Here is a 24,085-nt window from a genome sequence, read left to right on the forward strand (position 1 = left end):
CTCCCACATTGGTTTGCGTTTCATCCCAGCCTTGAGTCATTCCGTCTCGTCGCGCTACAGGCCGGGCCTCTCTTTGGCATATGATCCCCACCCCTCGCGCGGGCAGGAGTGAACATGCAGCTCAAACACAAGATCGTCGCCCTCGGCATTCTGCCGCTGGTGCTGGCCATTGCCGTCATCTGCGCCCTGGTGATTTCGCTCAACCGCCAACTGGGCGATCAACAGGCGCAGCTGATCGAAGACAGCATCCTGATGAGCAAGCGCGCGGAACTGAAAAACTACGTCGAAATGGCGAAAAGCCTGATCGAGCCGCTGTACGACAACGGCCAGGGCGATCAGCGCGCCCAGCAACAGGTGCTCGAAGAACTGCGCAAGCTCAGCTTCGGCATCAACGGCTATTTCTTCGTCTACGACCATGAAGGCCGCAGCCTGATGCACGCGCGCCAGTCGGAACTGGTGGGCCAATACCTGTGGGACATGAAGGACCCCCACGGCCTGCCGGTGATCCAGGCGCTGCTCAAGAGTGCGCAATCGGGCGAAGGCTTCCAGCGCTACGCCTGGAACAAGCCCTCCTCCGGCCAGGTCACCGACAAGCTCGCCTACGTAGTGATGCTCGATCGCTGGGGTTGGATGCTCGGCACCGGCATCTACCTCGAAGACGTCGAGCGCGCCACCCAGCAGGCCCGTGCCGAAGTGGCCCAGGGCATCCGCAAGACCATGATGGCGATTGCCGTGGTGGCGCTGGTGGCGGTGCTGTTTGTCTTCGCCACCGGCATGACCCTCAACGTCAGCGAGCATCGCCTGGCCGACAAGAAACTGCAGCGCCTGACCCAGCGCATCGTCAGCCTGCAGGAGGAAGAGCGCTCGCGGGTTTCCCGTGAACTGCACGACGGCATCAGCCAGGTGCTGGTCTCGATCAAGTTCCAGTTCGAACTGGCCAGCCACTTGCTGGAAAGCGGACAAAACCACGACAAAGGCTTGAACACGTTGAAAGACGCCACCGAGCGCCTGGGCGAAGCCATCGGCGAAGTGCGCAGTCTCTCCCATGATCTGCGCTCATCCTTGCTCGATACCCTTGGCCTGCCAGCCGCCATCGGCCAACTGGCTGCGGAATTCCAGCAGCGCAGCGGCTTGACCGTGACCTACGACGAAAATGAATTCGACTGCCAACTGGTCGACGGCGCCGCTGTTGCGCTGTTCCGCATCGTCCAGGAAGGCCTGACCAACATCGAACGTCACGCCCAGGCGAAAAACGTGTCCATCAGCCTGCGCGGTTGTGAACAGTCCGTGCGGCTGACGCTGGTCGATGACGGAATGGGGTTCAATGTTGCCCAGGTCGAACGTCGCCAGGCCGGCATTGGCTTGCGTAACATCCGCGAACGCGTCGAACATTTTGGCGGGCGTTTCGATCTGATCTCGATGCCAGGCAGAAGCGAGCTGGACGTACGGCTGCCGATGAAACCTGGCGCAAAACTACAAGAGTGAACCTTGCATGAACCTGCCCTCCCCGATCCGCGTCGCCCTGGTCGACGATCACTCCCTGGTCCGCGACGGCATCAAGGCGCTACTGGCCGTGATGTCGCCCCTGGAAATGGTCGGCGAAGCGGAAAACGGCGCCGAGGCCATCGAGATGGTCGGGCGCTGCCAGCCCGACCTGCTGCTGGTCGACATCAGCCTGCCGGACATGAACGGCCTGGAACTGACCCGCGTGCTGCGCACCCAGTACCCGTCGCTCAAGGTGCTGGTGCTGAGCATGTACGACAATTACGAATACGTCAGTGAATCGGTGCGCTCCGGCGCCAGCGGCTACGTGCTGAAGAATGCCCCGTCCCGGGAAATCATCGCCGCCATCGAAGCCATCTCCAGCGGCGGCACCTTCTACAGCGCCGACATCGCCCAGCGGCTGATTGCCGACAGGAACACCGACAACGAACTCACACCGCGGGAAAGCCAGGTGCTGGCGAAAATGGCCCAGGGTCTGAACAACAAGGAAATGGCCCGGGAACTGGACATCAGCGTGCGCACCGTGGAAACCCATCGCCTGAGCATCCGGCGCAAGCTAAACATCGACAAACCGGCGGCACTGGTCAAGTACGCCCTCGATCACGGACTGATTTCCCGCTAACGCCACGAATCCTGTGGGAGCGGGCTTGCTCGCGAATGCGGTGTGTCAATCAACGATGATGGTGACTGGCACACCGCTTTCGCGCTCCCACCAGGATCACCGAATCCTCCATTGACTACGTCAATAGTCACCATTAACTCAATGAAGTTCTCTTAAAAACTGTGCGGCGTAACATCAGCTCCATACCAACCAACAACACCCCGGAGCACACGATCATGAAACGCCAAACCCTCCTCAGCATCGCTTTCTCGGTTTTTGCAGTTAACGCTTTTGCCGCTACCTCTGTTCAACCTGTTGTGGCTGAAGGTGGCTCGGATCGTCTGATTGAAAGCCGAGTGGCTGAGGGTGGTTCTGACCGCCTGATCGAAAATCGTGTGGCTGCCGATGGTTCGGACCGTCTGCAAGGCAACACCGTTGCCGCCGATGGTTCCGATCGCCTGCAGGGCAACACCGTCGCTGCCGATGGCTCCGACCGCCTGCAAGGCAACACCGTCGCCGCCGACGGCTCTGATCGCCTGCAGGGCAACACCGTCGCCGCCGATGGCTCCGATCGCCTGCAAGGCAATACCGTCGCCTGACCCCATCGCTGCACCGCAGTACCCAACAAAAAGCCCGGCCTGATCAGCCGGGCTTTTTGTACCTGTGATAATTAGTCAGGCGTTGAACCTCGGATTCAGAGTTTGGCAATCGAGACTTCAGTGGATTTCACGAAGGCAATCACTTCGCTCCCAACCTTCAGTTCAAGGTCGCGCACCGAGCGGGTGGTAATCACCGAGGTGACAATGCCGGATGCCGTTTGCACGTCGATTTCGGACACCACTTCGCCTTCCAGAATTTCCTTGATGATGCCCTTGAACTGGTTGCGGACGTTGATCGCTTTGATGGTCATGTTGAGGCTTCCTGTCTGACGTCGACCCTTGCACATGAAGGGGCAGGCCTCCAAGGTGCACTGCCTGCCACAACAACAAAAGGAATAAATAATTATCTATTTATACCATTAAAGAATATATACATCCTCAGGCCAGGCTTGGCGCCGCCTCATCGTTGCTGGCGCGCTCAGCATCCAGCAATACATCCAGAGTGGAGAGAAACAGGTCATGGCTCATGATGCCGGTGCACACCGTTGATAGCATCGGATTCCCGGTCTCGTCCTTGATGGTGACTTTCTCACTCCAGGCATTCAAATCGACGGAAGTAAGAGTCGACACCGGAGCTTTACGCCCGTCAACCTGCAGAAACTCGCGTGTCACACTAATTGCTTGAGTGACGACATTCAGGAAGTCCCCCGCGATCCGTTTGCGCCATACCTGGCCGGTAGGTACATATTTAAAAGTGACTGCTGCGCCAGACTCAAGCTTGTTCATCACAACCGGCAGACGCTCGCGCACGTGCAAATCACGCACCAATTGCTGAAAATCCTGAAAGCCTTTCAGCGACTCGATCACGCGATGAAATGGCTCACTTTCATTACGCCGGTACGCCAGGTTGGTGATCAGGCCGGTGAATCCCGCTTGCCCCGAGCCAAACAGATACAGGTCTTCTATCTCAGCAAAAGCCATAAATTGCTGCTGCTTTCCACTGACAGCAACAATGCCGCGCTCGTAAACCTCGTAATGGGTTCCGCGTAACTTCTTCTGCCACGTATAAAGTCCGAACAGGACCGCCGAAATGACGACTAGCAAGCCACTGACGGAATAGATCAGCAACTGCGGGCTGGAACCACTACTGGAGTTCGCCCCGGAACTGCCCGTCGGCAGTAGGGTCCCCAGGTACAACACAAATCCTGCCAGACCCAGCAAGACGATTGCGAACAACAGAATGAAGACCAGAAACCCTTTGCCGTGGCGGAAGGTAGAGATCAGTTGACCCGTCAATGTTGGAGCGGGTGTGGTCGATTGCTGCATGAGATGGTTACTTCCCTAGTAGTTGATTTAAAAACACCGAAGCCAGACGGGTGTTAGTTAAAAAGCAAAAAAACGACAATCAGTGTCCACCTCGCTGTGCGGACCATCGCAATTTCTGTCACAGCTCATCGCACCTGCAAAATTCGAATTACAGGTCAATCTCTGACTCGTCCTTTAAACCCTTGATAAAACCGTCAAACGAACTTGCAAGCCATCGATAGGCCTTTGCATGACTGGCGGCATAACTGCTATCCGAATCAAAGGAATCATTTGCATAAAAACATATGTTGCCATCGGTCAAATCCAGACAGAAAAAGTTACCACCGTCATCAATTGCGAACGGCAGCAAGGTGTTAGGTATCACCTTCTTGGAAACCATCACTGCAAAACAGCCGTTTAAATACCTGGTCTCCGCTGCATCCAATACACCACTCGCCGCAACTGCTTTAAATTTTTTTACTCGGACAGGCTCATATTCATCACCACTATCCCACCAATCTCTATCTGGAACTCCGCCGTTATGACTCAAATAAAAATCTTTAAAATTTTCAGGTAACGCGTGCCCGATTTCGTTTTCCAGCAACTCTAAATCAGAATTAGCCACTTTCGGATCGGACTTTGACATTTGTAGTACACCCATCTTTATCTCCTTACTAACAACTTGTAGATGCAGCCTTTGGAGCACGCCCTTTCAACCAGCCCTTAGTATGCGATATGCCCACTGCATCAGCATTGCCATATGACCCTGAAGGTAGACCGAAATGTTTTTTCAAACTGAGCAACAGAGCCGCCATGTGGAAATGTCGCTTCATGTGCTGCGGTTTTTACTAACTGCATAGTGGTCTTACCGGTTTGCCAACTCGCCGCCCCAAGCTGTCATACCGATAAGATCCGGTACTCTCCAACCTGCCATGAACAAACGTCTCAGCCCGCACCAAGCGATTTTCACAGTCATACACAAACGTCTGCAGCTTGCCCATCCCACTGCGTTTCTCAATCAGGTTGCCCCACGCATCGTAGGCATACTCCTGGTCCCGCCAGCGTTTCAGGCGGTTGTCCTTGACGTGGTCAAACTGGCTGGTGTTGAAGTTCAACCGGTTCGCCGCAGCGTCGTAGCGGAATTCTTCGCTGTCGATCAACTGGCCGGTGTCGCGGCTGTGCAACTGGCCGTTGGCTTCGTACTCGTACTTGATCTCGCCGCGCAGTTTGTCGAGGGTGCGGGTCAGTTCGCCAGCCGGGTCGTATTGGTGACGGCGGTGAATCGGGTTGTAGGCGTGCTCGACCAGCAGGTCGGGCTGGATGCCGGGGTTGTGCAGGCGCGAGAGTTTTTTCCGCCGGCAGGCGCGAGGCGAACTGCCAGCTCTTGCGGCCCATGGCGTCGTAGCCGAAGCAGCTGGTGAGCGTGCCCTGGGTGCGCAGGACTTCGCGGTGCAGGTCGTCGCGCTCGATGTCGCTGATGAGCTGGCCGTCGAGGTTGAGTTGGTGCAGGTGGCCGCTGCCGTAATACAGGTGATTGAGGTGTTGGCCGGTGGGCAGCGTCAACGTGGTGAGGTTGCTCAGTGGATCGTATTCGTAGGACAAGGCGCCTTGCGCTGTCTTCTCCTGGATCAGCCTGCCGAGCAGGTCGTAGGCGAATTCGAGCGTTTCTTCGCTGACACCCAGTTGCTTACCCTGCGCGGTCGGCAGGCGCTGGATCGACAGCAGGCGATCAGCGTCGTCATACACATAATCCTGACGGGCATCGGCATTGAGTCTGGCCAGCAACCGGCCAATGCTATCGCGCTCGAATTCGGTACGACGTTGTGGCCGTTCACCGCGTTCGCCGTAGCCGGTTTCATCGACCTGGGTCAGATGCCCGCCCAGGTTGTAGCTGAAACGCCGGGTCAGGTTGTCGATGCGTTTTTCTTCGATCAACCGGTCGCACGCATCGTAGGCGAACTGGTACGCCGCGTTGTTTTCGTTGATCAGCGCCGTCAGGCGAATCGCCGGGTCGTATTCGTAGCGGATGCGCTGGCCTTTGGCGTCCTGGCGGCTGCTCGGCAATCCTCGGGCGGTGCGTAGCAGGCGCGTGGTCTGGCCTTTGCCGTCGGTATGGCTGAGCACCTGGCCGAGGGCGTTGTAGGTGAAGGACTCGGCGCTGCCGTCCGGATGATTGATGCGCAGCACTTCGCCGTCGGGTTTGCGCTCCAGCGTGGTGGTCTGGCCCAGCGCGTCGGTGACGGCGACCAGATGCTGGCGCTCGTCGAAGCGGTAGGTGGTGTTTTTACCCGAGCAATCCTGAAAGCGTTCGACCTGGGCCAGGGTGTTTTACCACAGGTATTTGGACTTGTGGGTCGCGTCGATGATGGTGTGCGGCAGGCCGTCGTCGCCGTTGAGATATTCGGTGACATGACCGAGGGCGTCTACTTCGGCGATGAGGTTGCCCATGTCGTCGTAGCGGGCTTGCCAGGTGCTGCCGTCCGGGTAGTCCACCTGTGTTATCAGCGGGGTCAGGTGGTGATAGCGGTATTTGATCGTGCGCCCGAGCGGGTCGGCGATCCGTGTGCTGCGTGCTTTATTGTTCGCAATAACAGCGTAAACATTAGAGGCCGAGTTATTATCTCACCCCTTCCGAAAACCAACTTATTAAAGAACACCGCAACTAATTAAGAACCAACCACCTTCACAAACAGCCTTCAGAGGCACGCTCTCAAAATTTAATCACCACCATAAAAACCGCCCAACACTAAAAATCTAATTTCGCATCGTACACTAACTCAGACGATGGTATTAGCATCACACCTTTCATTTCAAGCCTAATAATTCTCTCTCCAAGTTCGACTGAAAAAACATATTCTTCTCTCAGCATCTCAGAAGAAATAAAAAAATCCAAATCACAAATGTCTTTTTTTATACTAAAATCGGATATAGTGTCAAAAATCACTCTACCTGGATGAAACACATCCTCTTCTGGATCTTTAGTAACCGGATCAAGCCGTAACTCGTATTTAGATTTTTCCATATCCAAAATCTTATGAATTTCTCTACTACGCACCAAAAAGTATTTTTTTGGTGAAATCGGGGAGACTTTACTCTCCTGATGGAGTCGAATCTCCCTGACATCCACAACACCACAATTAGATGATTTAATCAATGCAAGAAAATCACCGGAACAAATAAACTCACTACCAAAATAAAAGAAGTCCGTCACTACAGTTTTATGTTGTGCGTAAAAATCTAGAATCGCGCCTTCAGGTGGAAATTTATCATCCTCAAAATTATTTGAGTTCCAATTATACCCAACCAATTCTCCGTAAACCCCTCCTTCCGGACAACCGCTTTCACCACCTTTATAGGCAATCGTAAACATGATTTTCTCCATAGCACTTAGCATAGTCGCCCCTTCGCATTAATAGGGACATTTTTTGCTAGAATATTAGTACGCCATTTATTCTGGATAGATTTCAACCCCAACGCCAGGTCCATATCCGACAATCGGCCAGCTCTAAATGCAGTATTGAGCTTACTCACATCGCTTTCGGCGAAAAAGGGGACCGAAAAAGGGGACAGATTTATTTAGGGAAAAACGAAAAACGGTCCAAAATAAATCTGTCCCCTTTTCCGCTTAAAATAAATCTGTCCCCTTTTCCGCTTCTTTTCCGCTTGTCCCCTTTTTCCGCTTATTCACTCAACAACCCTGTGCAACCTCCTTAAAAGCGACCCCTCTCAGGCCCTGCGACTCTACAGCATCTTTGAACACTTGACTGACATATAGAACTTGCGGATTTTCAGGAATGCGAAAAATCTCACTCTTGTAATTCTCGGGAATATTTAACACCGCTTTGTAAACTACATACCCACCCTCCCCCTTATGATAATCGGATTGATCAACATCAAATGCATCTGATAGAACCTCGGCAACAAATACTGCGACATCCCCCGCACGCGGCCCGAGCAACTTAACCGTAGGAAAAACCTGCAAAAAACCAAGCGCCTCATATGCTTTTTCAGAGACAACCAAGATAGGCCTGAAAAATGTAAAAAAATCAGAAAGTGCCGGTTTGTTTTTATCATCACTATTATATACAACGCGATAACACTGGTTTTCAGACTCCAAAATTGCGTCACCATATGCAAGCTTTGTAGCGAACTCCTGCAGACTTTCCACTTGATCCGCATCGACCAATGTTTTATATTTGTCATTTTGCGTTATTGAATAAATTTTCATAAATCACCCAAATAATCCGGACCACTGAGCGTCCCGTGGACTCGTTAGTAATGTATTTCGGATTCTATCGATTGTCTTCAAAACCATCGGCTTGCCACCAGCCTTATCTGCACTAATTATAAGCTGGTTAACATTCTCAAAATAAGAATTTGGATGCTTACCATTATGCAGGATCCCTGGCACGCTCGAGTCAACGTTATTACGATTAGGCAAAAACACTCCGTTGATTGCATCATCCACATGAATATCATGCTTTGCCAGGACCGCTCTCGCAGGAGCTGCAAGCTTGGCAGTATCACCAACGATGTGATGAGCAGCGGAGTTTGCGGGGCGGGGAGTTCCACTTTTTGTCATATTGTTGCTTAGCGCTTTGGAGCAAAGCCCCAATGGATCGATCCAACCAATAGCGCTATTAGCATATTGATACAGATTGACTCCGCCAGCTAAACCAATCGGATCCTGCGCCACAAACCGCCCCACCTCCGGATCGTAATACCGAAACGTGTTGTAGTGCAGCCCCGTCTCGTCATCGAAATACTGCCCCTGAAACCGCAAATTCTGCTCGATGTCATTGACCGCCAGCCTTTCAACCGAACCCCACGCCTTGTACGTCGCCTGCCAGACAATGCTCCCGTGCGCGTCAGTCATCTCCAACGGCGTACCAATCTGGTCGGTATGGAAGTAGTAAAGCTCCTGCTCCCCACCCTCTTCCTGATCCACCCGAGCCAGCGGCGCATAACTCCCCGGCTCATAGAGATACAGACTGCTCTGCCCCGGTCGCTCTTCACGCAACATCCGCAGGCCTTGCCACAAAAAGTGCTTCTGCTCGGTCTTGCCGTTGACCTCTGAAACCTTGCCAACCCGTCGCCCCAGGCTGTCATACCGATACGCACCGGTACTCTCCAGCCTGCCATTCACCAACTTCTCAGCCCGCACCAACCGATTTTCACAGTCATAAACAAACGTCTGCAGCGTGCCCATCCCACTGCGTTTCTCAATCAGGTTGCCCCACGCATCGTAAGCATATTCCTGATCCCGCCAGCGCTTCAGGCGGTTGTCTTTGACGTGGTCAAACTGGCTGGTGTTGAAGTTCAACCGGTTCGCCGCAGCGTCGTAGCGGAATTCTTCGCTGTCGATCAACTGGCCGGTGTCGCGGCTGTGCAACTGGCCGTTGGCTTCGTACTCGTACTTGATCTCGCCGCGCAGTTTGTCGAGGGTGCGGGTCAGTTCGCCAGCCGGGTCGTATTGGTGACGGCGGTGAATCGGGTTGTAGGCGTGCTCGACCAGCAGGTCGGGCTGGATGCCGGGGTTGTGCAGGCGCGAGAGTTTTTCCGCCGGCAGGCGCGAGGCGAACTGCCAGCTCTTGCGGCCCATGGCGTCGTAGCCGAAGCAGCTGGTGAGCGTGCCCTGGGTGCGCAGGACTTCGCGGTGCAGGTCGTCGCGCTCGATGTCGCTGATCAGTTGGCCGTCGAGGTTGAGTTGGTGCAGGTGACCGCTGCCGTAGTACAGGTGATTGAGGTGTTGGCCGGTGGGCAACGTCAAGGTGGTGAGGTTGCTCAGTGGATCGTATTCGTAGGACAAGGCGCCCTGAGCCGTCGTCTCCTGGACCAACCTGCCGAGCAGGTCGTAGGAAAATTCGAGCGTTTCTTCGCTGACGCCAATTTGCTTGCCCTGCGCGGTCGGCAGGCGCTGGATCGACAGCAGACGATCGCCGTCGTCGTACACATAATCCTGACGGGCATCGGCATTGAGTTTGGCCATTAGCCGACCAATGCTGTCGCGTTCGAATTCGGTGCGACGTTGTGGTCGCTCGCCGCGTTCACCGTAGCCGGTTTCGTCGACCTGGGTCAGATGCCCGCCCAGGTTGTAACTGAAACGCCGGGTCAGGTTGTCGATGCGCTTTTCTTCGATCATACGGTCGGATGCATCGTAGGCGAACTGGTACGCCGCGTTGTTTTCGTTGATCAGCGCGGTCAGGCGAATCGCCGGGTCGTATTCGTAGCGGATGCGCTGGCCCTTGGCGTCCTGGCGACTGCTCGGCAGGCCCCGGGCGGTGCGCAGCAGTCGGGTGGTCTGGCCCTTGCCGTCGGTGTGCGTCAGCACCTGGCCGAGAGCGTTGTAGGTGAACGACTCGGCGCTGCCATCCGGGTGATGGATGCGCAGCACTTCGCCGTCCGGCTTGCGCTCCAGCGTGGTGGTCTGGCCCAGCGCGTCGGTGACGGCGACCAGATGGTGGCGCTCGTCGAAGCGGTAGGTGGTGTTTTTATCGGAGCAATCCTGGAAGCGTTCGACCTGGGCCAGGGAGTTCCACCACAGGTATTTGGACTTGCCGGTTGCATCGATGATGGTGTGTGGCAGGCCGTCGTCGCCATTGAGGTATTCGGTGACATGCCCGAGGGCGTCTACTTCGGCGATGAGGTTGCCCATGTCGTCGTAGCGGGCTTGCCAGGTGCTGCCGTCGGGGTAGTCCACCTGCGTGACCAGCGGGGTCAGGTGGTGATAGCGGTATTTGATCGAGCGCCCGAGCGGGTCGGTCTCTTCGAGCAGGCGCGAGTATTCGTCGTACTTGAGGGTGATCCTGTTGCCGTCAGGTAACGTCAGGCCGGTCATGTTGCCCTTGTCATCGATGTCGATGACGTAGTGCTCGCCACCGAAGTCGCGACTGGCGATCACGCGGTGATCGGTGTTGTAGTGAATCTCGGCTTCGCGCCCGAGCACGTCGGTGACTCGTGTGGTGCGCGCCTTGATGTCGTAGCGGAAGTGGAAACGTTCGCCATCGCTGGTCCAGTGCTCCACTACCCGGTGCTGGCCGTCGATGGATTCCCAGCGGTAGTTGCAGGTCAGGCCCAGGGCGTTGCTGTGGCTGGCCATTACCCCGTCGATGTAGCTGAAGCGGCGCACGGAATCGCCGTTGCGGTTGATCACCTCGGCGAGTTGGCCATTGTCGTCATAGCGATACTGCACCAGGGTTTCAACGGCTTCGTTGTCGACCACGCGCCTGACGTCGGTCAGGCGGCCCAGCGGGTTGTCGTAATGCAGGTGCACGCGCACGCCACCGGTGGCGCTGATGTCGGTGAGCGAACCTTGGGCGGTGCGGGTGAAATGCAGGAAGTGGCCCAGGGCGTTTTCGATGCGTTGCAGCGGCACCGGGTTGTTGTCGTCCGCGACTTCGCCGAAGTAGAAAAAGGTGTTGTCGAGGGTTTGCAGCAGGTAGTGGCCGCCTTCGGTGCAGACCAGATAGACCTGTTCATGGGGGTTGTAGATGCGCTCCCCCGGTTGCACGTCCACGAATGGAACGCTGCGCCCCTGATTGTCGGTGAGATAAACGAAGGCGCCACTGCGACGCAGGCTTTGCTCCCAGGGCAGGACCCAGCCCTTGCCGAGCACGCTGTCGACGCTCAGGTCGCTGGCATAAAACCGCGACCATTGGATCGGCATCAGGCCCGGCAAACTGAAGTCGGTTTCGTCGGTTATGACCTTGCGGCCGGTGGTGGCGTCGACGGGGTTGCCGATCAGGCCACCCACCGCTCGCTCGATGGCCGGCCCCACGACATAACGTGAGGCCACCTCACCGGCGACAAACCCGGCGGTGAATTTCAGTGCGCAAGGCATGATGGCTTTCATGCCGGCCTGGGTCCCGGCCTTGATCAATTGGGCGATACCACCCGCTGCGCCGGCGACCGCCATGAGGATGTCGACCGTGGTCCGCAACCAACCCGGGATCTCGTCGTCCACCGGCAGGTAGCGATGGGTACCGCCACCGATGAAGACATTGTCCGAGCCGCTGGAGAGTGTCGCGCCGCAAGTCATCTTGTCGCCCTTGCGGGCGGCCGCCGTGCCGTTGATGAAGACGTTGGTCGAGCCTTCGGCGACCTTCACCGGGCCGGGATGCTTGTCGCAGGCTCCCGTGCTTTTTTCGACATGGGCGGCCTTGCGGCTATTGATGAACACGTTGGGCGACGCGGTGACGATGGTCCCCGCGGGTGAAGAAAACATACTGCCGATTTTCTCCCCGGCCGCGGTGAGCAGGCTACCTCCGACGCCTGCGACCAAACCCGCCAACAAAGCCACGCCAAACCCACAGGTGAACGTCGCGATCGCCACCGTGGCGACCAGCGCAATGCCGAGCGCTGCGCCGATGAGAAACCCACCCAGGGCGCTGGTGTGCGACAGTTCATCGCCAAACCTTGCGGCTTCAAACATGACCGTTACTCCTGTGTGCTGGAGTCGGTCTTGGTGCCGCCGGGCTGGCGAGGCTGAAAGCTGGCCAGCAGGTCATTCCAGTTCTGATTCTGCTCGCTGCTGAAATCAGCCTGGGCTGTGGTGGAAAAAATCAGCGCGCGTCCAGGCTCGATCAGGAACGCCGCCTGGCGCTGATAGAAAGGTCGGCCATCGGTCATGTAATACGCATCGATCTGCACGCCGTCGATCGGTGCCGAGGTCGACAGCGCAACGGCCTTCTTGCCCAACAGCGTATAGCCGCGCAGCTTGGACGCGAGCATCTTGACCTGACGCTCGACGTAGGCCTTGAGCGCCTCACCGGGCAGCAATGTGTCTCGGGAAACGGTGATGCTCAACGGTGCCGGAATGCTTGCCCCCAGCACGAACATGTTCACCGTGCGGTCCTGGAACCCTTGCGGCAGCGCGATGCTGCCTTCCTGCAACTCATAATCCATTCTGGGTAACTTCCTTGAATCAAAAAAATGTGGCGTTCAGCGCACGGCAAGGCCGTCGAGCATGCCGTCAAAATCAACCAGCCAGAGACTGAGCGCGGGCCGGGCCGGATCGATCTCGCAAGCGATACTCAGCCACTGCCCATCGTCACGCCCGGCGACGGGCACCAGCGCACCCACCAGGCGCGCATGTCGATCGGCATGACCGCACTTGAAATGCAGATCCACCGATTTCGCTGCATTGCCGGCCACGCTGACATCGCGCTGACGGATGATGCGCACGTCCGGATGCTCCCGGCGAAACGCCTGCACCGAGGCCTCGAAAAGCTGCTCCAGCGTCTGTCCCTGCTGCACATCACGACGCTTGATCGTCAGGCTGATCGGCTCACCCTGGTGCTCGAGGGTGGTCTGGACCTCACGGAAATCGAAGCCCGCCGGAAAAGCCAGGTTGAAACCCCCGAAGGAGAAACTGCTGGGCGTGTCTTGCAGCGCCAACACAGGCTCGGGCTCGAGTTCCGGCTCGGGCTCAGGCTGCACGAGGAGCGCGTTCTGTTGAGCCAGGCGTTCGGCTTCCTCCCGCGCAATACGCTTTTCGGAAATGCGATCGTAGAGACTGACCCTGGTCATGACACCGTTACCTCAGTCATTGACCCTGACCTCGGAACCGGTGATCTGGGTCGTGCCGGTGCTGGTGGTGGTGATCGCCTTGCCTTTGATCTCGATGCCGTCCGGCGTGAGGGTGATGCTGCTGTCCCCCACCTGGAGAATGATGTGCTGGTTGGCGCTGACCTGAATGAACTGGTTGTCGACCTGAATCGTCAGCGAGCCTTCCTGGATATTCATCACCGTGTCTTTCTTGATGGTTTCGGTGTGCGTGCCACCGACCGTGATCGTGCGGTTGCTGCCGACACTGTGGGTCTCGTCGACCTCGATCTCGGTGTCCATGTTGCGCTCGGCATGCATGATGATCTGCTCGGCGCCGGACTTGTCTTCGAAGCGGAAGAAGTTCGCCGTACCGCCGTCGCCCTTCATCGACCGCGTCAGGAACCCGCTCTGGGTCTTGTTTGCCGGCAACGACCACGGCGGGGTGTTCTGGCTGTTGTAGAGGCTGCCCATGACCAATGGGCGGTCGGGGTTGCCATCGAGGAACACCACCACGACTTCATCGCCCACACGGGGAATCTGGATGCTGCCGAAACCGCCGCTGGCGCCGGCCTGGGCAACGCGGACCCAGCAGGAGCTCTTGTCGTTGTGCTCGCCCTTGCGGTCCCAGTGGAACTGCACCTTCACGCGGCCGAGTTCGTCGGTGAATATTTCCTCCCCCGGCGGGCCGACGATGATCGCGGTTTGCGGGCCGGAGATGGTCGGTCGCGGGGTGGTGAGTTGAGGGCGGAAGACGATCTTTTTGCGCACGCAGGAGAAGGTGTTGTAGTAGCTCGCCTGCTGCCCGCTGAGGTAGTTGTTGTGGCCTTCGCTCTCGACGCTCATCAGCAGGAACTGACGATCATCGGCGGGGCCTTGATCGTGATCGTAATGCTGCAGCAGTTCGAAGGTGTAGCCGGGTTTCATCGCCCGGCAGTTGCTGGCGCCATGAAAACTCTTGCCCTTGAGTTCAAGCGCTTCGACCCGCAACCGCAGCAGCGCTTCACCTTCGTCGTAGGTGCCGTGGGTGTATTGGCCAGGGAAATCATAGATTTCGAAGTCGTCGACGTCGCCTTGCTTGTTCAGGCTCTTCATGGCGACCGGCAAGCGATTGGACGGCTGTCGATAATCGAAGGTCTGGACCGCGATTTTCCCCGATTGCAACTGGCGGTTGCCGCTCCATTGGGTAATGGAGTCGGCGGTCTCGGTGACCGATGCCGTGTGGAAGCGGATCTGCGGTTGTTCAGGCAACGGCACCAGCGTGCTGGAGTCGTCGCAGATGATCATGGTGTGGCCTTCGGCGGTGTGCTCGAAGTAGTAGAACATCCCCTCTTCTTCCAGCAGGCGCTGGACAAAATTGAAGTCCGATTCACGGTACTGGGTGATGTAGGTGTAATGCTTGAGCGGCTTGCTCAGACGGAATTCGTGCCGGGAAAACGCGGTGCACAGGGCAAACACCTGGGTGACGACATCCTCGACTGTGCAACCCTGGAAAATGCGCGTGTCGAAGCGGTTCTTCAGCATGGAGAACCAGGGGTTCAGCGTCGCCGTATAACGCGCCATGCCGCCGTCACTGCCGATGCTGGCAAACCGCGTCAGGTAGCCTGCCAGGTAGCGAGGCGTGGCGTCTGCCAGTTCGATTTCCAGGACCACGTGCTGGCCCATCATCGACTTCAACTCGACGCCGGAGTCCTGGCACACCAGCAGCAATTCAAAGTTGTACGCGCGGGACAGACCTTCGGTCCCCTTGAAGGACTCAAGCAACAATTGCTGTTCGGGGTTGGCGAAGTTCTTGAACTTGAACAGGCGCCGATTCTGCGGGGAAAGCATTGCGGCAAGGTCCATCAACATGTGTATCTCCTTGAAAACAGTGGAAAGCTACCGCCCTCTCTCAACCACTGCGCACGAATCAGATAAAAGGCTCAAAACCCTGTTTACCGCAACTATGAATTCTTGATTTTCATCGATTTTTTTAACACCGAATGAAATCCATTACACACCATTGTGCGTCAGGAACTGCGACCGCAAGGCAGTATGAAAGTGCCATTACCCGGCTAAATAATTGAGAAATTTGTCACACTTTTACGAATATCACAGGTACTCGAACGCGGGAAGGAGACACGCATGTCATGCGCCCTGTCAAGTCGCAGGCAGTGCATGCGGGCGCTTCCACGCGCTTCGAACTCAGCTCCGGATAATCCTGAAAAATAATTATCGCCACGCTGGCCAACCAGAAACGCCGATATATCAAGGACAAACGGGAAGTTAAGCGCTGTCAATTAGCGGCTAATGCCTTATTGCCATCATTGCCGAATGTAACGCGAATAACAAAAAATGGGATCCATGTTGAAACTTTCAACTCGCCCCGCAGTCGGAAGTGCGGCCCATTGCCATCACTCAGGCAATGCTGTGAAGTCGGATAATCGACAGTTTCACTGCAGCAACAAGGAAGCGCCTTTCCCCCCAAGGACAGTGACGAGTAAATGGATCTTTTAGCCAACGTGCCCAGCTGGGCCGATGTCGAACGCAACCTCGACCAGAAATTCAACGAGCTGAACCAGGGCGTCAACGACGGCCTGCAGAGCGTTCACGACAACTGGAACGGCTTCACCCGGCGTGTCAGCAATGGCGCGAGCCAGGCCTATGGCTACATGGGCGGTCATCGCATCGATGCGGTGCATCAGGCGATGACCCTCTCCTACCCGATCATCCAGATGGACCTCAAGCGCAAGTGGGCCTCGATTGAAATCGAGCAGATCCTGCCGGTGCTGCTGCAACTGGTCAAAGAAGTCTCAATGATTCTCGGCGGCAGCGTGGCGATCGGCACCGTGGCCGGCGGCGCAGCGGGGGCCTTCGCATTTGGCGTCGGCGCTGGCCCTGGAGCAATGGTGGGTGGCGGAATCGGGTTACAAGTCGGCAACCTGATTCTCATGGCCCTGGGCCTGTCCGCCATCGCCGAATATTTTTACCAGGGCCTGCCCGCCTGCCTCTCGACCTTGCAGGAAGGCATCGCCACGGCCTGGCACGCCGAAGAAGGCCTCAAGCCGTCCGGCCTCGACCCCAGCGGCGGCTCCGCTGCACTGGTACAGGAGCGCGTCGAACGCGCGGCACGACAACTGGCTCGCGGGCAGGAGCAGCTTGTACTCCTGCTGCTCACCGCCATCGTCACCTACCTGACCCGGGGCCAGATGAAAGCCGGTGTGATGAACAGCATGGAAAGCATCGCGACCCGCAGTGCGAAGCTTCAGGCGGAGATATCGAACAAGCAGTTGGCGGGCTGGTTGGCAAGGAATGAGCAGAAGTTGCTGGCTCGGGATGAGTTGCGGGTGAGGGAGCCGGCGCCTTTGGTCAAGGCTGAGCCAATAATGGATACTCCTTTTACCACTGCTCCAAAAACCAGCCAGATCCCTGAAAAAAAAGTCGATACATACCTCGGACAACTACGAAAATACTGGTCCAAGCCTCCCGTTGACTTTGAAGGCAACAAAGTGTTTCAGAGAGATGATCTGTTTGACCCAGATTTGATGACCACCTGGAGAGAGCGCGGAAAACTTGTGTCCGGTACCAATCTTGAGCGCATGGCAAGCGGACGAGCACCTATAGGCATCGATGGGAAATCAATCAACCTTCATCACATGATACAGACTCAAAACGGGGCAATAGCTGAGCTCACTCAAACATTCCATCAAAAATTTAGTTCTGTTATACATATAAACCCGAATACAATACCCTCTGGGATCGACAGATCTCTGTTTGATCGATGGAAAAGCGACTACTGGAACAATCGAGCACTAACCTACGCGAAAGGCAATTGAAAAACATGACACTCTCTCAGCTGGAAGACCTGATTAAAAAACATCCGGATATTGCTGCATTTGGATCCCCCGCTGACGCAGTGACTGATGATTGGTTAGTAAAGGCCGAGCAAAGAATCTGCCATAAACTACCTACGTCCTACAAATGGTTCCTTCAGAACTATGCAGGGGGAGAAGTCGGATCGGAGGAAATATATAGCATCTATGGAATGGACTTCGACGACATCAATGGTGGCGATATAGTTTTTCAGCACATTAATGGCCTCAAACATAAATCAACAACCGCAAAAAAAGTAGTTATCAGCGAAACCGACTTTGGCGAGGTTTTTTTCTTCGATTACGACACATATAACGGCGAGGAATGTCAGATCTTCGTTAGAATCCCTTCAGGGGAAAATTTATTGTACGCGAACAATTTTTACGAGTATCTCGCCAAGAGAATTAAAGCGCACTTGCCATAAGAGCACCTTTCTTCGGAGCGCTCCGCCAGGTGAAAAATTATCGAACTCAGTCAACACAAGCACAGCATGGAGCTAACAACGCCACTTGAGCATGTCGAAAAAACGATCATGCTCACAACTGATAGGCGTTAGATGCCCACAGCTCTCGGTCTATACAACATTACTCACCTGAGTGAGTTGAGTGTACAAAAGCGCATGACAAACTCAAACCTGACAGAACTGCTGATTACGTTCAAAGAAATCTTTCACAGTGAGAGCTGCTAGAACTTTGATTCAGGAATAAACACGATAATCCGCCTACTGTCCGTTGACCCTTTACCGGACAGTAATGAATGGGCACAAGCGACTTCAATGTATAGAACAATGGCAGGCAGTAAATCAGGTTTCTCCGACGTCTACATTGATCGAGGTACCGCGGAGCAGCGAATCGCAGCTAACGCAAGACTAGATACAATTCGACAGATGTTGTGGGACGCATTTGAACGAGTCTGAACTCAGATACATCGTGACAGATCATTGCCTGGTGCCAAGATGTTAAAAAACCTTATTGATCTCAGAAGCTCAAACGAAGCGCTCACCCAATACACCGAGCGTTACGACCACCTGCTCCCGCCGCCCTCTCCTCAACTACGTCAGCGCATGGATCCTATATTGCAGCCGGACGCACCCAGATTTCCGGTCAGGAAGCCAGAGTGGCTGACCTCAAGGCCTTGCACCGTCACTCAGGAGCAGGCGCTGGACCGCGCAAAGGGCTGCCTGCTGGGGCTCGCGATTGGCGACGCCGTGGGTACAACGCTCGAGTTTCTGCCCCGTGATCGTGAACATGTCAGTGACATGGTTGGCGGTGGCCCTTTCAAGCTGAAACCGGGAGAGTGGACTGACGATACGAGCATGGCACTGGCTCTCGCAGACACCTACGTGGCAAACAAGGAATTCGATTTCCGCGACTACACGCAGAGGCTTTGTCGCTGGTATAAAAATGGCGAAAACAGCCATAACGGAAAGTGCTTTGACATTGGCAACGCCACTCGTACCGCGCTTGAAGGTCGATTGGCGCAGGGCGTCGACTGGTACGGCAACGATCATCCATCCACAGCCGGCAACGGGTCGATCATCAGGCTGGCACCGACCGCCATTTACCGTCGCCACTCCTTGTCCGGTACCTGGCGGGAAAGCGCGGCACAAAGTCGTTGCACTCACAGGGCAGCAGAAGCCGTAAATTGCTGCGAACTGCTCGGCGCTCAACTGCACCTGGCCCTCAATGGCGCGGACAAGGAGGAAGCCTTGTCGTCAATGGTTCGCGCGTTATATCCCCGCCCCTTGATCATCAACGCTGGCGAATACAAACAAAAAACCCGCGATCAGATCCGCTCCTCCGGCTATGTTATCGATACGCTGGAAGCCGCTCTGTGGGCGGTCTGGAACACCGACAACTTCAAGGATGCAATCCTGTTGGCGGCCAATCTGGCGGACGACGCCGACAGCGTGGCAGCTACCGCCGGCCAGATAGCCGGGGCACTGTACGGGGTGACGGGCATGCCTGAAGAATGGGTCAAAACGGTCGCCTGGTCAGAACACATTCAAGACCTGGCGCAAAAGCTATTCGAAAGCGCCCCACTCCATGACGAGATGGACGTAGTGATTTATGGGAATCGTTGAAACGACACGGATAAATACCCCAGCCACCAGATCAAGGACACGATGAAATTCAGTGACGTATTCACGTGCCGTGAACACATGTTTGCCTTAGGCGTCGAGGAGACTACAGGTCGCCTTTACCTGTCGATTCCGGTCAGCAACGGCATGGTCGACTACGAGGAGTATTACCAAATTGACCGGGCACGCTTCGATCTTTTCCAAACGGATCTTGATACAGCCCTGGCGTTTGCCATGAGATGTCGCCGCAGAGAGCTGGATGATCTGCTGATTGTGCAACCGGGGGCCAATAGAGGAACGGCTATCTAAGGCAAGCTCGTCACTTCGTCCCCGTGGACCGCTGCCCTCAAAATCAAAACCCTTGAACGGCTACCCCCATGTCAAAACTACTGCATCGTTTGAAAACCCTTTTCGGACAAAAGACCGCTCCTCCACCCGCCTCCACCGAGCAGGTTGTCGATGCAGCCCCCCAGACCGAAGTGGACAAGCCACTTTCCCGAGTGGAAAGGAACCTGTCCTGGCTACCGATCAATCGTGAGCCAGAAGTGTTTGTCCCGCAGATGCCCCCGGCCTGCCCGGACCTGACGCTTGTGGATGCCCTCCTGTTGCAGCGTTATCGGGTTTTCGTCATAGCGAATGACCCGGCCGACCGGACATCAGAGACTACGATAAACCGCGATTACGCCAGCCAACTGGCGAGTGACTTGTACGGCAAAGCGACAGATCTTGGTTATTGTCGAGGCACTGAGTCCTCGTTCGAGATCTATTGGCTCACGCAATGTGCGGCGATTGTTTCGCTGCTGTCCCATGGACCAGAATCAGAACAATTCCTGACCTATAGAAAACGCGTTGGTTATGATCGAGACTCTGCCCAGACCGGTGAGCAGGTTCGAATGTTTGATGAGTACGTAGCGTCGCGCAGCTATCAAACCGCTGGAGCCGGGAAGGACCGTCTTCTGAAAACGCCGACAACTGCCCTCGACTACATTGACAATGCGATAACCATCACCGCCCTGAGGTACAACGGCTGTCCAGAGTTCCAGATTTACTCAAGCTCGCTGATCCAATTGCAATTCATCAAAAACGTGTTGCTGGGCGTTGAAAAAGATAAAGCCCGGTTGCACCAATTGACCATCGGCGTTTGGGCCAGCAAAGAGTTTGAAGCCGACGATCCTGAACTTGCTGGCGTACTGGGGGATGCCTTCTACATAGGCATTCAGATCGCACGCGGCCTGAAGATTCAGCTGCCTAACGGGTTGCCACCGGAAAGTCTTCCTCGCACATGAAATTGCTGCGACTTCAGGGATAACGCTAGAGATAACGTCATGACCGAAACCTGGTACCACGTTGACAACGGCACCCTTTGGATAGCAGATCAATCCATTCACCTGCCTCACCCGGTCAAAGTCGCCTTGCAGCATGACGACAGGCTCGCGGTCCTGATCGAGTCCCCTTCAAATGTCATTTTCAACAAAAACATCCTTGCACTATCGAGGCATGGAAAGGTGGTTTGGTTCATCCAGGAAAGTCCCCACGGCACGCAAGCAGACAAGCCCTACATGAGTCTTCAGTGCGACAAAAACGGGGCGTTGATCGTTGGTAACTGGAATGGCCTCAGTTACTCGGTCGATTGGCACAATGGTTCCGTCAGCGTTGTGAACTTTGAGAAGTGATAAACCGAAAGCACGAAGGCTCAGGACTGTAGCCATGAAAGACCTCCACAATATCTCCTCGAACATCGCCCGAACGGCAGAACTGCTGAGGACATTCGGCCACCCGCAATGGGCGGACAGACTCGAGGAGTGCAGCCTTGCGCTGCCCCGGGATACGACGTACGCATTGTCTCGATTGATGTCGCTGTACGGCGGCATGGGCTCGATCAACGACGTTGTTCTGTATGAGAACGCAAAGCCCTTGCTGGACGAAAACAACGAACTGCAAGGGCTGCTATCAGATCTTCATCGGCTTTGCGCAGGGCGCCATTGAATCCGGCGCCCCACGCTTGCCAATGCTGAAAGCCTTCAGGCCTGCTCGAATCGCTGCTGCAGCAAGTGCCGCGCAGTGCCTGCATTCAGGTAGGTGCCAATCAGGTCCGCCAACTCCTGGTCCTTGAGTTTTTTGTCGTCGCGGCAGATTTGCAGCAAGTGCAGCTGGACCCAGCGCTTTTTCCTGTTGAGTTTCGCATCCGGCGAAAAGAACGAGCGCGAGGCCAACTCAGGCATCGGGGCGTCGTCTTCCAGCAACAGATTCAAGTGCACCCCCTGCCCCACTTGCAGACCAAAATCGGCGACGTGCCGGATCGGCAATGGCGCCTTGAAGTTGGCGAATACGAAGTGCTCGGGCGTCAGCAACAACGCGGTCTTGTTCGCCCGCGTGAGCATGCGCAAGGAGAGCGGCAGCAGGAACGCCATGCAGATCAAGAGCAGAATGCCAACCAACTTCATTGTGGAATTCGCGTCCACGAAAACCTGCGGCAGCAGGTACGGCAAGACCAGCAGGCCCAGACCCAACAGCATGAAGAACGAGAAGCAACCCAAGGTAATCCACCCGCGCAATCGTGCGCCTTCATGCAGTCGGACTTCCTCCGTGGCATTGCCGGCATGGCTACGCAACTCCTGCACAATCGCCGCATCCTGCTCCACGTAATGGCCGAGAAAGTCCTCGGTAATGCGCGCACGCAATGCCTGGGGATCGGCGAAGTAGTTATCCATCGCGGCGCAGGCTTGTGCCGCGTTGATCGGACGGGTGCCGCGGCTGACGGCCTCTTCGACCGTGACTTGCAGGGACGCCAGCCGCTCGCGATTGGAGGGGTGAGTGTCCGACGGATGAGGCAGGCTGGTTGCCATTTCCTCCTCGGGCAGGGTCAGCGGCTGCACGGCCAGCTCCTGCACCAGGCTGCCAGGCAAATCGCCGGTACGCACGTGTTCGGCGCTGGGGTTGGTCGCGCGGGCTACATGGGTCGATACACCCTGCTGCAACAAGGGGTCGATGGCAGCGATGCGCACCAACGCCGACGCGATGGCGATATTCCCCGTCAACTTCGCGCCCGCCGCGTCCGCCGCCAGCTCCCGCACGCGACTCCAATGGTTCACCGCGTGATCGAAACGCTCAATGAAATACTCACCGAGCATGAACGCCGGCCACAGCGTCGTGCGTTGCAGCACATCGCTTTGCAGCATGGTTTCGGCAATCACGCCGAGACTGCGGCCGATACCCTCGTAGATCGGTACGAAACGCAGGCTGTACTCGGTATCGGCACCGGCGAAGTGGGCCAGTTCGTGACCGATGACCGCGCCGGTTTCCGCCGAATCGAGCAGGCCCAGGTACAGCATCGGCACGTGCAGGGTGCGGCCCTTGAGCGCGGTGCCTGACGGCAGCAGGTTGACGTCGCTGGAGGTGACGTAAAAGCCTTCGGTCATGCCCAACACGATGTGCTCGGGTGCCAGCGCACCGAGTTGATCCGCCAGCTCGCGAACACGGGCCCACAGCGCAGGCGCCTGCTCCGGTGTGACAACTTGGCCGAGAACGCTCATCGGCGTGGACTGGAACATGTGCAGCATGACCGGCAGCTGTTTGCCCATCTGCCAGATCGAATACAGGAAACCGAGCATCAGCATCAGCACGACGAGCATCAGCTTGAATTCACCGGTGCTCATGTTCCCCATGTGCCACAGCCCCAGGCCTTCGAAACCGAGGATGGCCGCCACCGCTGCGCCCATGGCGACGATGTGCCCCACCAGCAGGTACGGCAACAGACGGCTCACCCGGCTGAAGGTGTGCAGCAATCGTTCACGGGAATGACTCGCGCGGGCGCCGGCCCAACGCAAACCCAGCAGCCCCAGCACGCCGACCAGCGAGGCCAGCAGGCTGAGGGCGATGGCGCCCTTGGCCAGGTTGTTCATCACGCCAGCCACCGGTTGCACGATGGTCAGTTCGTGTTCGGCCTGGGTAACCCGCGATAACGCCTCGTGGACACCCATGCGTTCGCCGTTGATATCGACCTTGGCCGAGCGTGAGAACGGCTTGGCAACCATCGCTTCGATTTCGACATGCATCTCGCTCAGTTCGGCCTTGATATCAGCGAACTCCTTGATGCTCTCGGTGCTGCGCTGTAACTCCCAGACACCAAACAAGCCAAGGAAAAGCGGCAGGAGAATCAGCACGGCAATGAGTTTCAACGTTCTCATGAGACAGGGCCTCAATAGTCGCGTCGCCTTGTATCCGTGGCGAGCATAAATTCCATTTAACGAAGGCCCGAAAGCCCTCACGCTAATGCACGGCCGACACATGAAAGTTGTGAGACGCAGTCGTACCTGGCGCGTTATACAGAAATAACGGCGATATGTAACTCCGTATTGCCCGAACACTCGTTCAACAGCGCAAGGTTGCCTTGTATATCCACGGATATCTCGGGATGCCATCACTTCGTGCCAGTAATATGACACTTATCCTTCAATTTTTTCCTTACCGGATAATCAAGCGGGCATTAGGTGAACCGGTTCACCTTTTTTCAATTTTTTTTAGTTAAAAATTGGATCCATTTTCTTCCGGAAACCATTGAATCCATTGGGTTTCAGGCACTTGAGCCATGGACATCCGGCA

The 24,085-nt window shown here is 56.1% G+C and carries 21 protein-coding genes and 1 pseudogene; 10 read left to right on the plus strand and 12 right to left on the minus strand.

Annotated elements, in window-relative coordinates:
* Positions 1 to 114 precede the first annotated feature (114 nt).
* The 3 genes from DKB71_RS20135 (at position 115) to DKB71_RS20145 (ending at position 2,703) form a co-directional block, all read left to right on the plus strand.
* The gene (locus DKB71_RS20135) at positions 115 to 1,485 is read left to right on the plus strand and encodes a cache domain-containing protein (RefSeq protein ID WP_408596937.1); all 1,371 of its coding nucleotides are present in this window, start codon (positions 115 to 117) and stop codon (positions 1,483 to 1,485) included.
* A gap of 7 nt (positions 1,486 to 1,492) precedes the next feature.
* The gene (locus tag DKB71_RS20140; protein ID WP_077183156.1) at positions 1,493 to 2,125 is read left to right on the plus strand and encodes a response regulator transcription factor; all 633 of its coding nucleotides are present in this window, start codon (positions 1,493 to 1,495) and stop codon (positions 2,123 to 2,125) included.
* 215 nt (positions 2,126 to 2,340) lie between these two features.
* A complete protein-coding gene (locus DKB71_RS20145) occupies positions 2,341 to 2,703 on the plus strand; it encodes a hypothetical protein (RefSeq protein WP_151141247.1) in 363 nt (120 codons plus the stop codon).
* Positions 2,704 to 2,798: 95 nt separating this feature from the next.
* Here the strand turns inward: DKB71_RS20145 and DKB71_RS20150 are convergent, their stop codons facing one another.
* The 11 genes and pseudogenes from DKB71_RS20150 to tssI form a co-directional block, all read right to left on the minus strand.
* The gene (locus DKB71_RS20150; RefSeq protein WP_274078135.1) at positions 2,799 to 3,014 is read right to left on the minus strand and encodes a molybdopterin-binding protein; all 216 of its coding nucleotides are present in this window, start codon (positions 3,012 to 3,014) and stop codon (positions 2,799 to 2,801) included.
* Positions 3,015 to 3,141: 127 nt separating this feature from the next.
* A complete protein-coding gene (locus DKB71_RS20155) occupies positions 3,142 to 4,029 on the minus strand; it encodes a hypothetical protein (RefSeq protein WP_408596940.1) in 888 nt (295 codons plus the stop codon).
* Between the two features lie 148 nt (positions 4,030 to 4,177).
* The gene (locus DKB71_RS20160) at positions 4,178 to 4,669 is read right to left on the minus strand and encodes an SMI1/KNR4 family protein (RefSeq protein WP_408596942.1); all 492 of its coding nucleotides are present in this window, start codon (positions 4,667 to 4,669) and stop codon (positions 4,178 to 4,180) included.
* A gap of 86 nt (positions 4,670 to 4,755) precedes the next feature.
* Positions 4,756 to 4,866 carry an HNH endonuclease gene (locus DKB71_RS20165; RefSeq protein ID WP_408596944.1) on the minus strand — a complete coding sequence of 37 codons (111 nt, stop codon included), beginning with the start codon at positions 4,864 to 4,866 and terminating at the stop codon, positions 4,756 to 4,758.
* A gap of 14 nt (positions 4,867 to 4,880) precedes the next feature.
* Positions 4,881 to 6,564: pseudogene (locus tag DKB71_RS20170) on the minus strand (type IV secretion protein Rhs); the annotation flags it as partial.
* A 190-nt stretch (positions 6,565 to 6,754) separates the two neighbouring features.
* The gene (locus DKB71_RS20175; RefSeq protein ID WP_408596946.1) at positions 6,755 to 7,378 is read right to left on the minus strand and encodes an Imm43 family immunity protein; all 624 of its coding nucleotides are present in this window, start codon (positions 7,376 to 7,378) and stop codon (positions 6,755 to 6,757) included.
* 318 nt (positions 7,379 to 7,696) lie between these two features.
* Positions 7,697 to 8,236: an imm11 family protein gene (locus DKB71_RS20180; protein WP_408596948.1), complete on the minus strand. Its 540-nt coding sequence runs from the start codon at positions 8,234 to 8,236 to the stop codon at positions 7,697 to 7,699.
* 3 nt (positions 8,237 to 8,239) lie between these two features.
* Positions 8,240 to 12,439, minus strand: coding sequence for an RHS repeat-associated core domain-containing protein (locus tag DKB71_RS20185; RefSeq protein ID WP_408596950.1), 4,200 nt, complete (start codon positions 12,437 to 12,439; stop codon positions 8,240 to 8,242).
* Between the two features lie 5 nt (positions 12,440 to 12,444).
* Positions 12,445 to 12,912, minus strand: coding sequence for a DUF1795 domain-containing protein (locus DKB71_RS20190; protein ID WP_323608982.1), 468 nt, complete (start codon positions 12,910 to 12,912; stop codon positions 12,445 to 12,447).
* 36 nt (positions 12,913 to 12,948) lie between these two features.
* Positions 12,949 to 13,536, minus strand: a complete 588-nt coding sequence (locus DKB71_RS20195) for a hypothetical protein (protein WP_323628516.1) — start codon at positions 13,534 to 13,536, stop codon at positions 12,949 to 12,951.
* A gap of 12 nt (positions 13,537 to 13,548) precedes the next feature.
* Entirely contained in the window at positions 13,549 to 15,402 is a 1,854-nt protein-coding gene (gene tssI / locus DKB71_RS20200) for a type VI secretion system tip protein TssI/VgrG (RefSeq protein WP_408596953.1), read from the minus strand.
* A 632-nt stretch (positions 15,403 to 16,034) separates the two neighbouring features.
* Between tssI and DKB71_RS20205 the strand changes: the two genes are divergently transcribed.
* From DKB71_RS20205 to DKB71_RS20235, 7 genes are all read left to right on the plus strand, one after another.
* Positions 16,035 to 17,366 (plus strand): HNH/ENDO VII family nuclease, encoded by a 1,332-nt coding sequence (locus tag DKB71_RS20205; protein ID WP_408596955.1) that lies wholly within the window; start codon positions 16,035 to 16,037, stop codon positions 17,364 to 17,366.
* Between the two features lie 5 nt (positions 17,367 to 17,371).
* The gene (locus tag DKB71_RS20210) at positions 17,372 to 17,827 is read left to right on the plus strand and encodes an SMI1/KNR4 family protein (RefSeq protein WP_408596957.1); all 456 of its coding nucleotides are present in this window, start codon (positions 17,372 to 17,374) and stop codon (positions 17,825 to 17,827) included.
* A 531-nt stretch (positions 17,828 to 18,358) separates the two neighbouring features.
* Positions 18,359 to 19,486: an ADP-ribosylarginine hydrolase Tri1 gene (gene tri1, locus DKB71_RS20215; protein ID WP_406592237.1), complete on the plus strand. Its 1,128-nt coding sequence runs from the start codon at positions 18,359 to 18,361 to the stop codon at positions 19,484 to 19,486.
* A 42-nt stretch (positions 19,487 to 19,528) separates the two neighbouring features.
* Complete coding sequence (locus tag DKB71_RS20220) at positions 19,529 to 19,792, plus strand: hypothetical protein (RefSeq protein ID WP_274077521.1); 264 nt, start codon at positions 19,529 to 19,531, stop codon at positions 19,790 to 19,792.
* Positions 19,793 to 19,860: 68 nt separating this feature from the next.
* The gene (locus DKB71_RS20225; protein WP_408596960.1) at positions 19,861 to 20,769 is read left to right on the plus strand and encodes an immunity protein Tsi6 family protein; all 909 of its coding nucleotides are present in this window, start codon (positions 19,861 to 19,863) and stop codon (positions 20,767 to 20,769) included.
* Between the two features lie 39 nt (positions 20,770 to 20,808).
* Positions 20,809 to 21,156 carry a hypothetical protein gene (locus DKB71_RS20230; RefSeq protein ID WP_274077522.1) on the plus strand — a complete coding sequence of 116 codons (348 nt, stop codon included), beginning with the start codon at positions 20,809 to 20,811 and terminating at the stop codon, positions 21,154 to 21,156.
* A gap of 34 nt (positions 21,157 to 21,190) precedes the next feature.
* Positions 21,191 to 21,469, plus strand: a complete 279-nt coding sequence (locus tag DKB71_RS20235; protein WP_323608976.1) for a DUF6966 domain-containing protein — start codon at positions 21,191 to 21,193, stop codon at positions 21,467 to 21,469.
* A gap of 35 nt (positions 21,470 to 21,504) precedes the next feature.
* Here DKB71_RS20235 and DKB71_RS20240 read toward each other — a convergent pair whose 3' ends face one another.
* Complete coding sequence (locus DKB71_RS20240; RefSeq protein WP_408596963.1) at positions 21,505 to 23,670, minus strand: M48 family metallopeptidase; 2,166 nt, start codon at positions 23,668 to 23,670, stop codon at positions 21,505 to 21,507.
* Between the last annotated feature and the right edge of the window lie 415 nt (positions 23,671 to 24,085).

It is taken from the genome of Pseudomonas sp. PLMAX (assembly GCF_046042685.1).
Classification (GTDB): domain Bacteria; phylum Pseudomonadota; class Gammaproteobacteria; order Pseudomonadales; family Pseudomonadaceae; genus Aquipseudomonas; species Aquipseudomonas putida_AE.

What these genes read in the sequence shown, in the direction of transcription:
- DKB71_RS20135 (WP_408596937.1), top strand. Translation starts at nt 115, where the DNA reads ATGCAGCTCAAACACAAGATCGTCGCCCTCGGCATTCTGCCGCTGGTG.
- DKB71_RS20140 (WP_077183156.1), top strand. Translation starts at nt 1,493, where the DNA reads ATGAACCTGCCCTCCCCGATCCGCGTCGCCCTGGTCGACGATCACTCC.
- DKB71_RS20145 (WP_151141247.1), top strand. Translation starts at nt 2,341, where the DNA reads ATGAAACGCCAAACCCTCCTCAGCATCGCTTTCTCGGTTTTTGCAGTT.
- DKB71_RS20150 (WP_274078135.1), bottom strand. Translation starts at nt 3,014, where the DNA reads ATGACCATCAAAGCGATCAACGTCCGCAACCAGTTCAAGGGCATCATC.
- DKB71_RS20155 (WP_408596940.1), bottom strand. Translation starts at nt 4,029, where the DNA reads ATGCAGCAATCGACCACACCCGCTCCAACATTGACGGGTCAACTGATC.
- DKB71_RS20160 (WP_408596942.1), bottom strand. Translation starts at nt 4,669, where the DNA reads ATGGGTGTACTACAAATGTCAAAGTCCGATCCGAAAGTGGCTAATTCT.
- DKB71_RS20165 (WP_408596944.1), bottom strand. Translation starts at nt 4,866, where the DNA reads ATGCAGTTAGTAAAAACCGCAGCACATGAAGCGACATTTCCACATGGC.
- DKB71_RS20175 (WP_408596946.1), bottom strand. Translation starts at nt 7,378, where the DNA reads ATGTTTACGATTGCCTATAAAGGTGGTGAAAGCGGTTGTCCGGAAGGA.
- DKB71_RS20180 (WP_408596948.1), bottom strand. Translation starts at nt 8,236, where the DNA reads ATGAAAATTTATTCAATAACGCAAAATGACAAATATAAAACATTGGTC.
- DKB71_RS20185 (WP_408596950.1), bottom strand. Translation starts at nt 12,439, where the DNA reads ATGTTTGAAGCCGCAAGGTTTGGCGATGAACTGTCGCACACCAGCGCC.
- DKB71_RS20190 (WP_323608982.1), bottom strand. Translation starts at nt 12,912, where the DNA reads ATGGATTATGAGTTGCAGGAAGGCAGCATCGCGCTGCCGCAAGGGTTC.
- DKB71_RS20195 (WP_323628516.1), bottom strand. Translation starts at nt 13,536, where the DNA reads ATGACCAGGGTCAGTCTCTACGATCGCATTTCCGAAAAGCGTATTGCG.
- tssI (WP_408596953.1), bottom strand. Translation starts at nt 15,402, where the DNA reads ATGTTGATGGACCTTGCCGCAATGCTTTCCCCGCAGAATCGGCGCCTG.
- DKB71_RS20205 (WP_408596955.1), top strand. Translation starts at nt 16,035, where the DNA reads ATGGATCTTTTAGCCAACGTGCCCAGCTGGGCCGATGTCGAACGCAAC.
- DKB71_RS20210 (WP_408596957.1), top strand. Translation starts at nt 17,372, where the DNA reads ATGACACTCTCTCAGCTGGAAGACCTGATTAAAAAACATCCGGATATT.
- tri1 (WP_406592237.1), top strand. Translation starts at nt 18,359, where the DNA reads ATGTTAAAAAACCTTATTGATCTCAGAAGCTCAAACGAAGCGCTCACC.
- DKB71_RS20220 (WP_274077521.1), top strand. Translation starts at nt 19,529, where the DNA reads ATGAAATTCAGTGACGTATTCACGTGCCGTGAACACATGTTTGCCTTA.
- DKB71_RS20225 (WP_408596960.1), top strand. Translation starts at nt 19,861, where the DNA reads ATGTCAAAACTACTGCATCGTTTGAAAACCCTTTTCGGACAAAAGACC.
- DKB71_RS20230 (WP_274077522.1), top strand. Translation starts at nt 20,809, where the DNA reads ATGACCGAAACCTGGTACCACGTTGACAACGGCACCCTTTGGATAGCA.
- DKB71_RS20235 (WP_323608976.1), top strand. Translation starts at nt 21,191, where the DNA reads ATGAAAGACCTCCACAATATCTCCTCGAACATCGCCCGAACGGCAGAA.
- DKB71_RS20240 (WP_408596963.1), bottom strand. Translation starts at nt 23,670, where the DNA reads ATGAGAACGTTGAAACTCATTGCCGTGCTGATTCTCCTGCCGCTTTTC.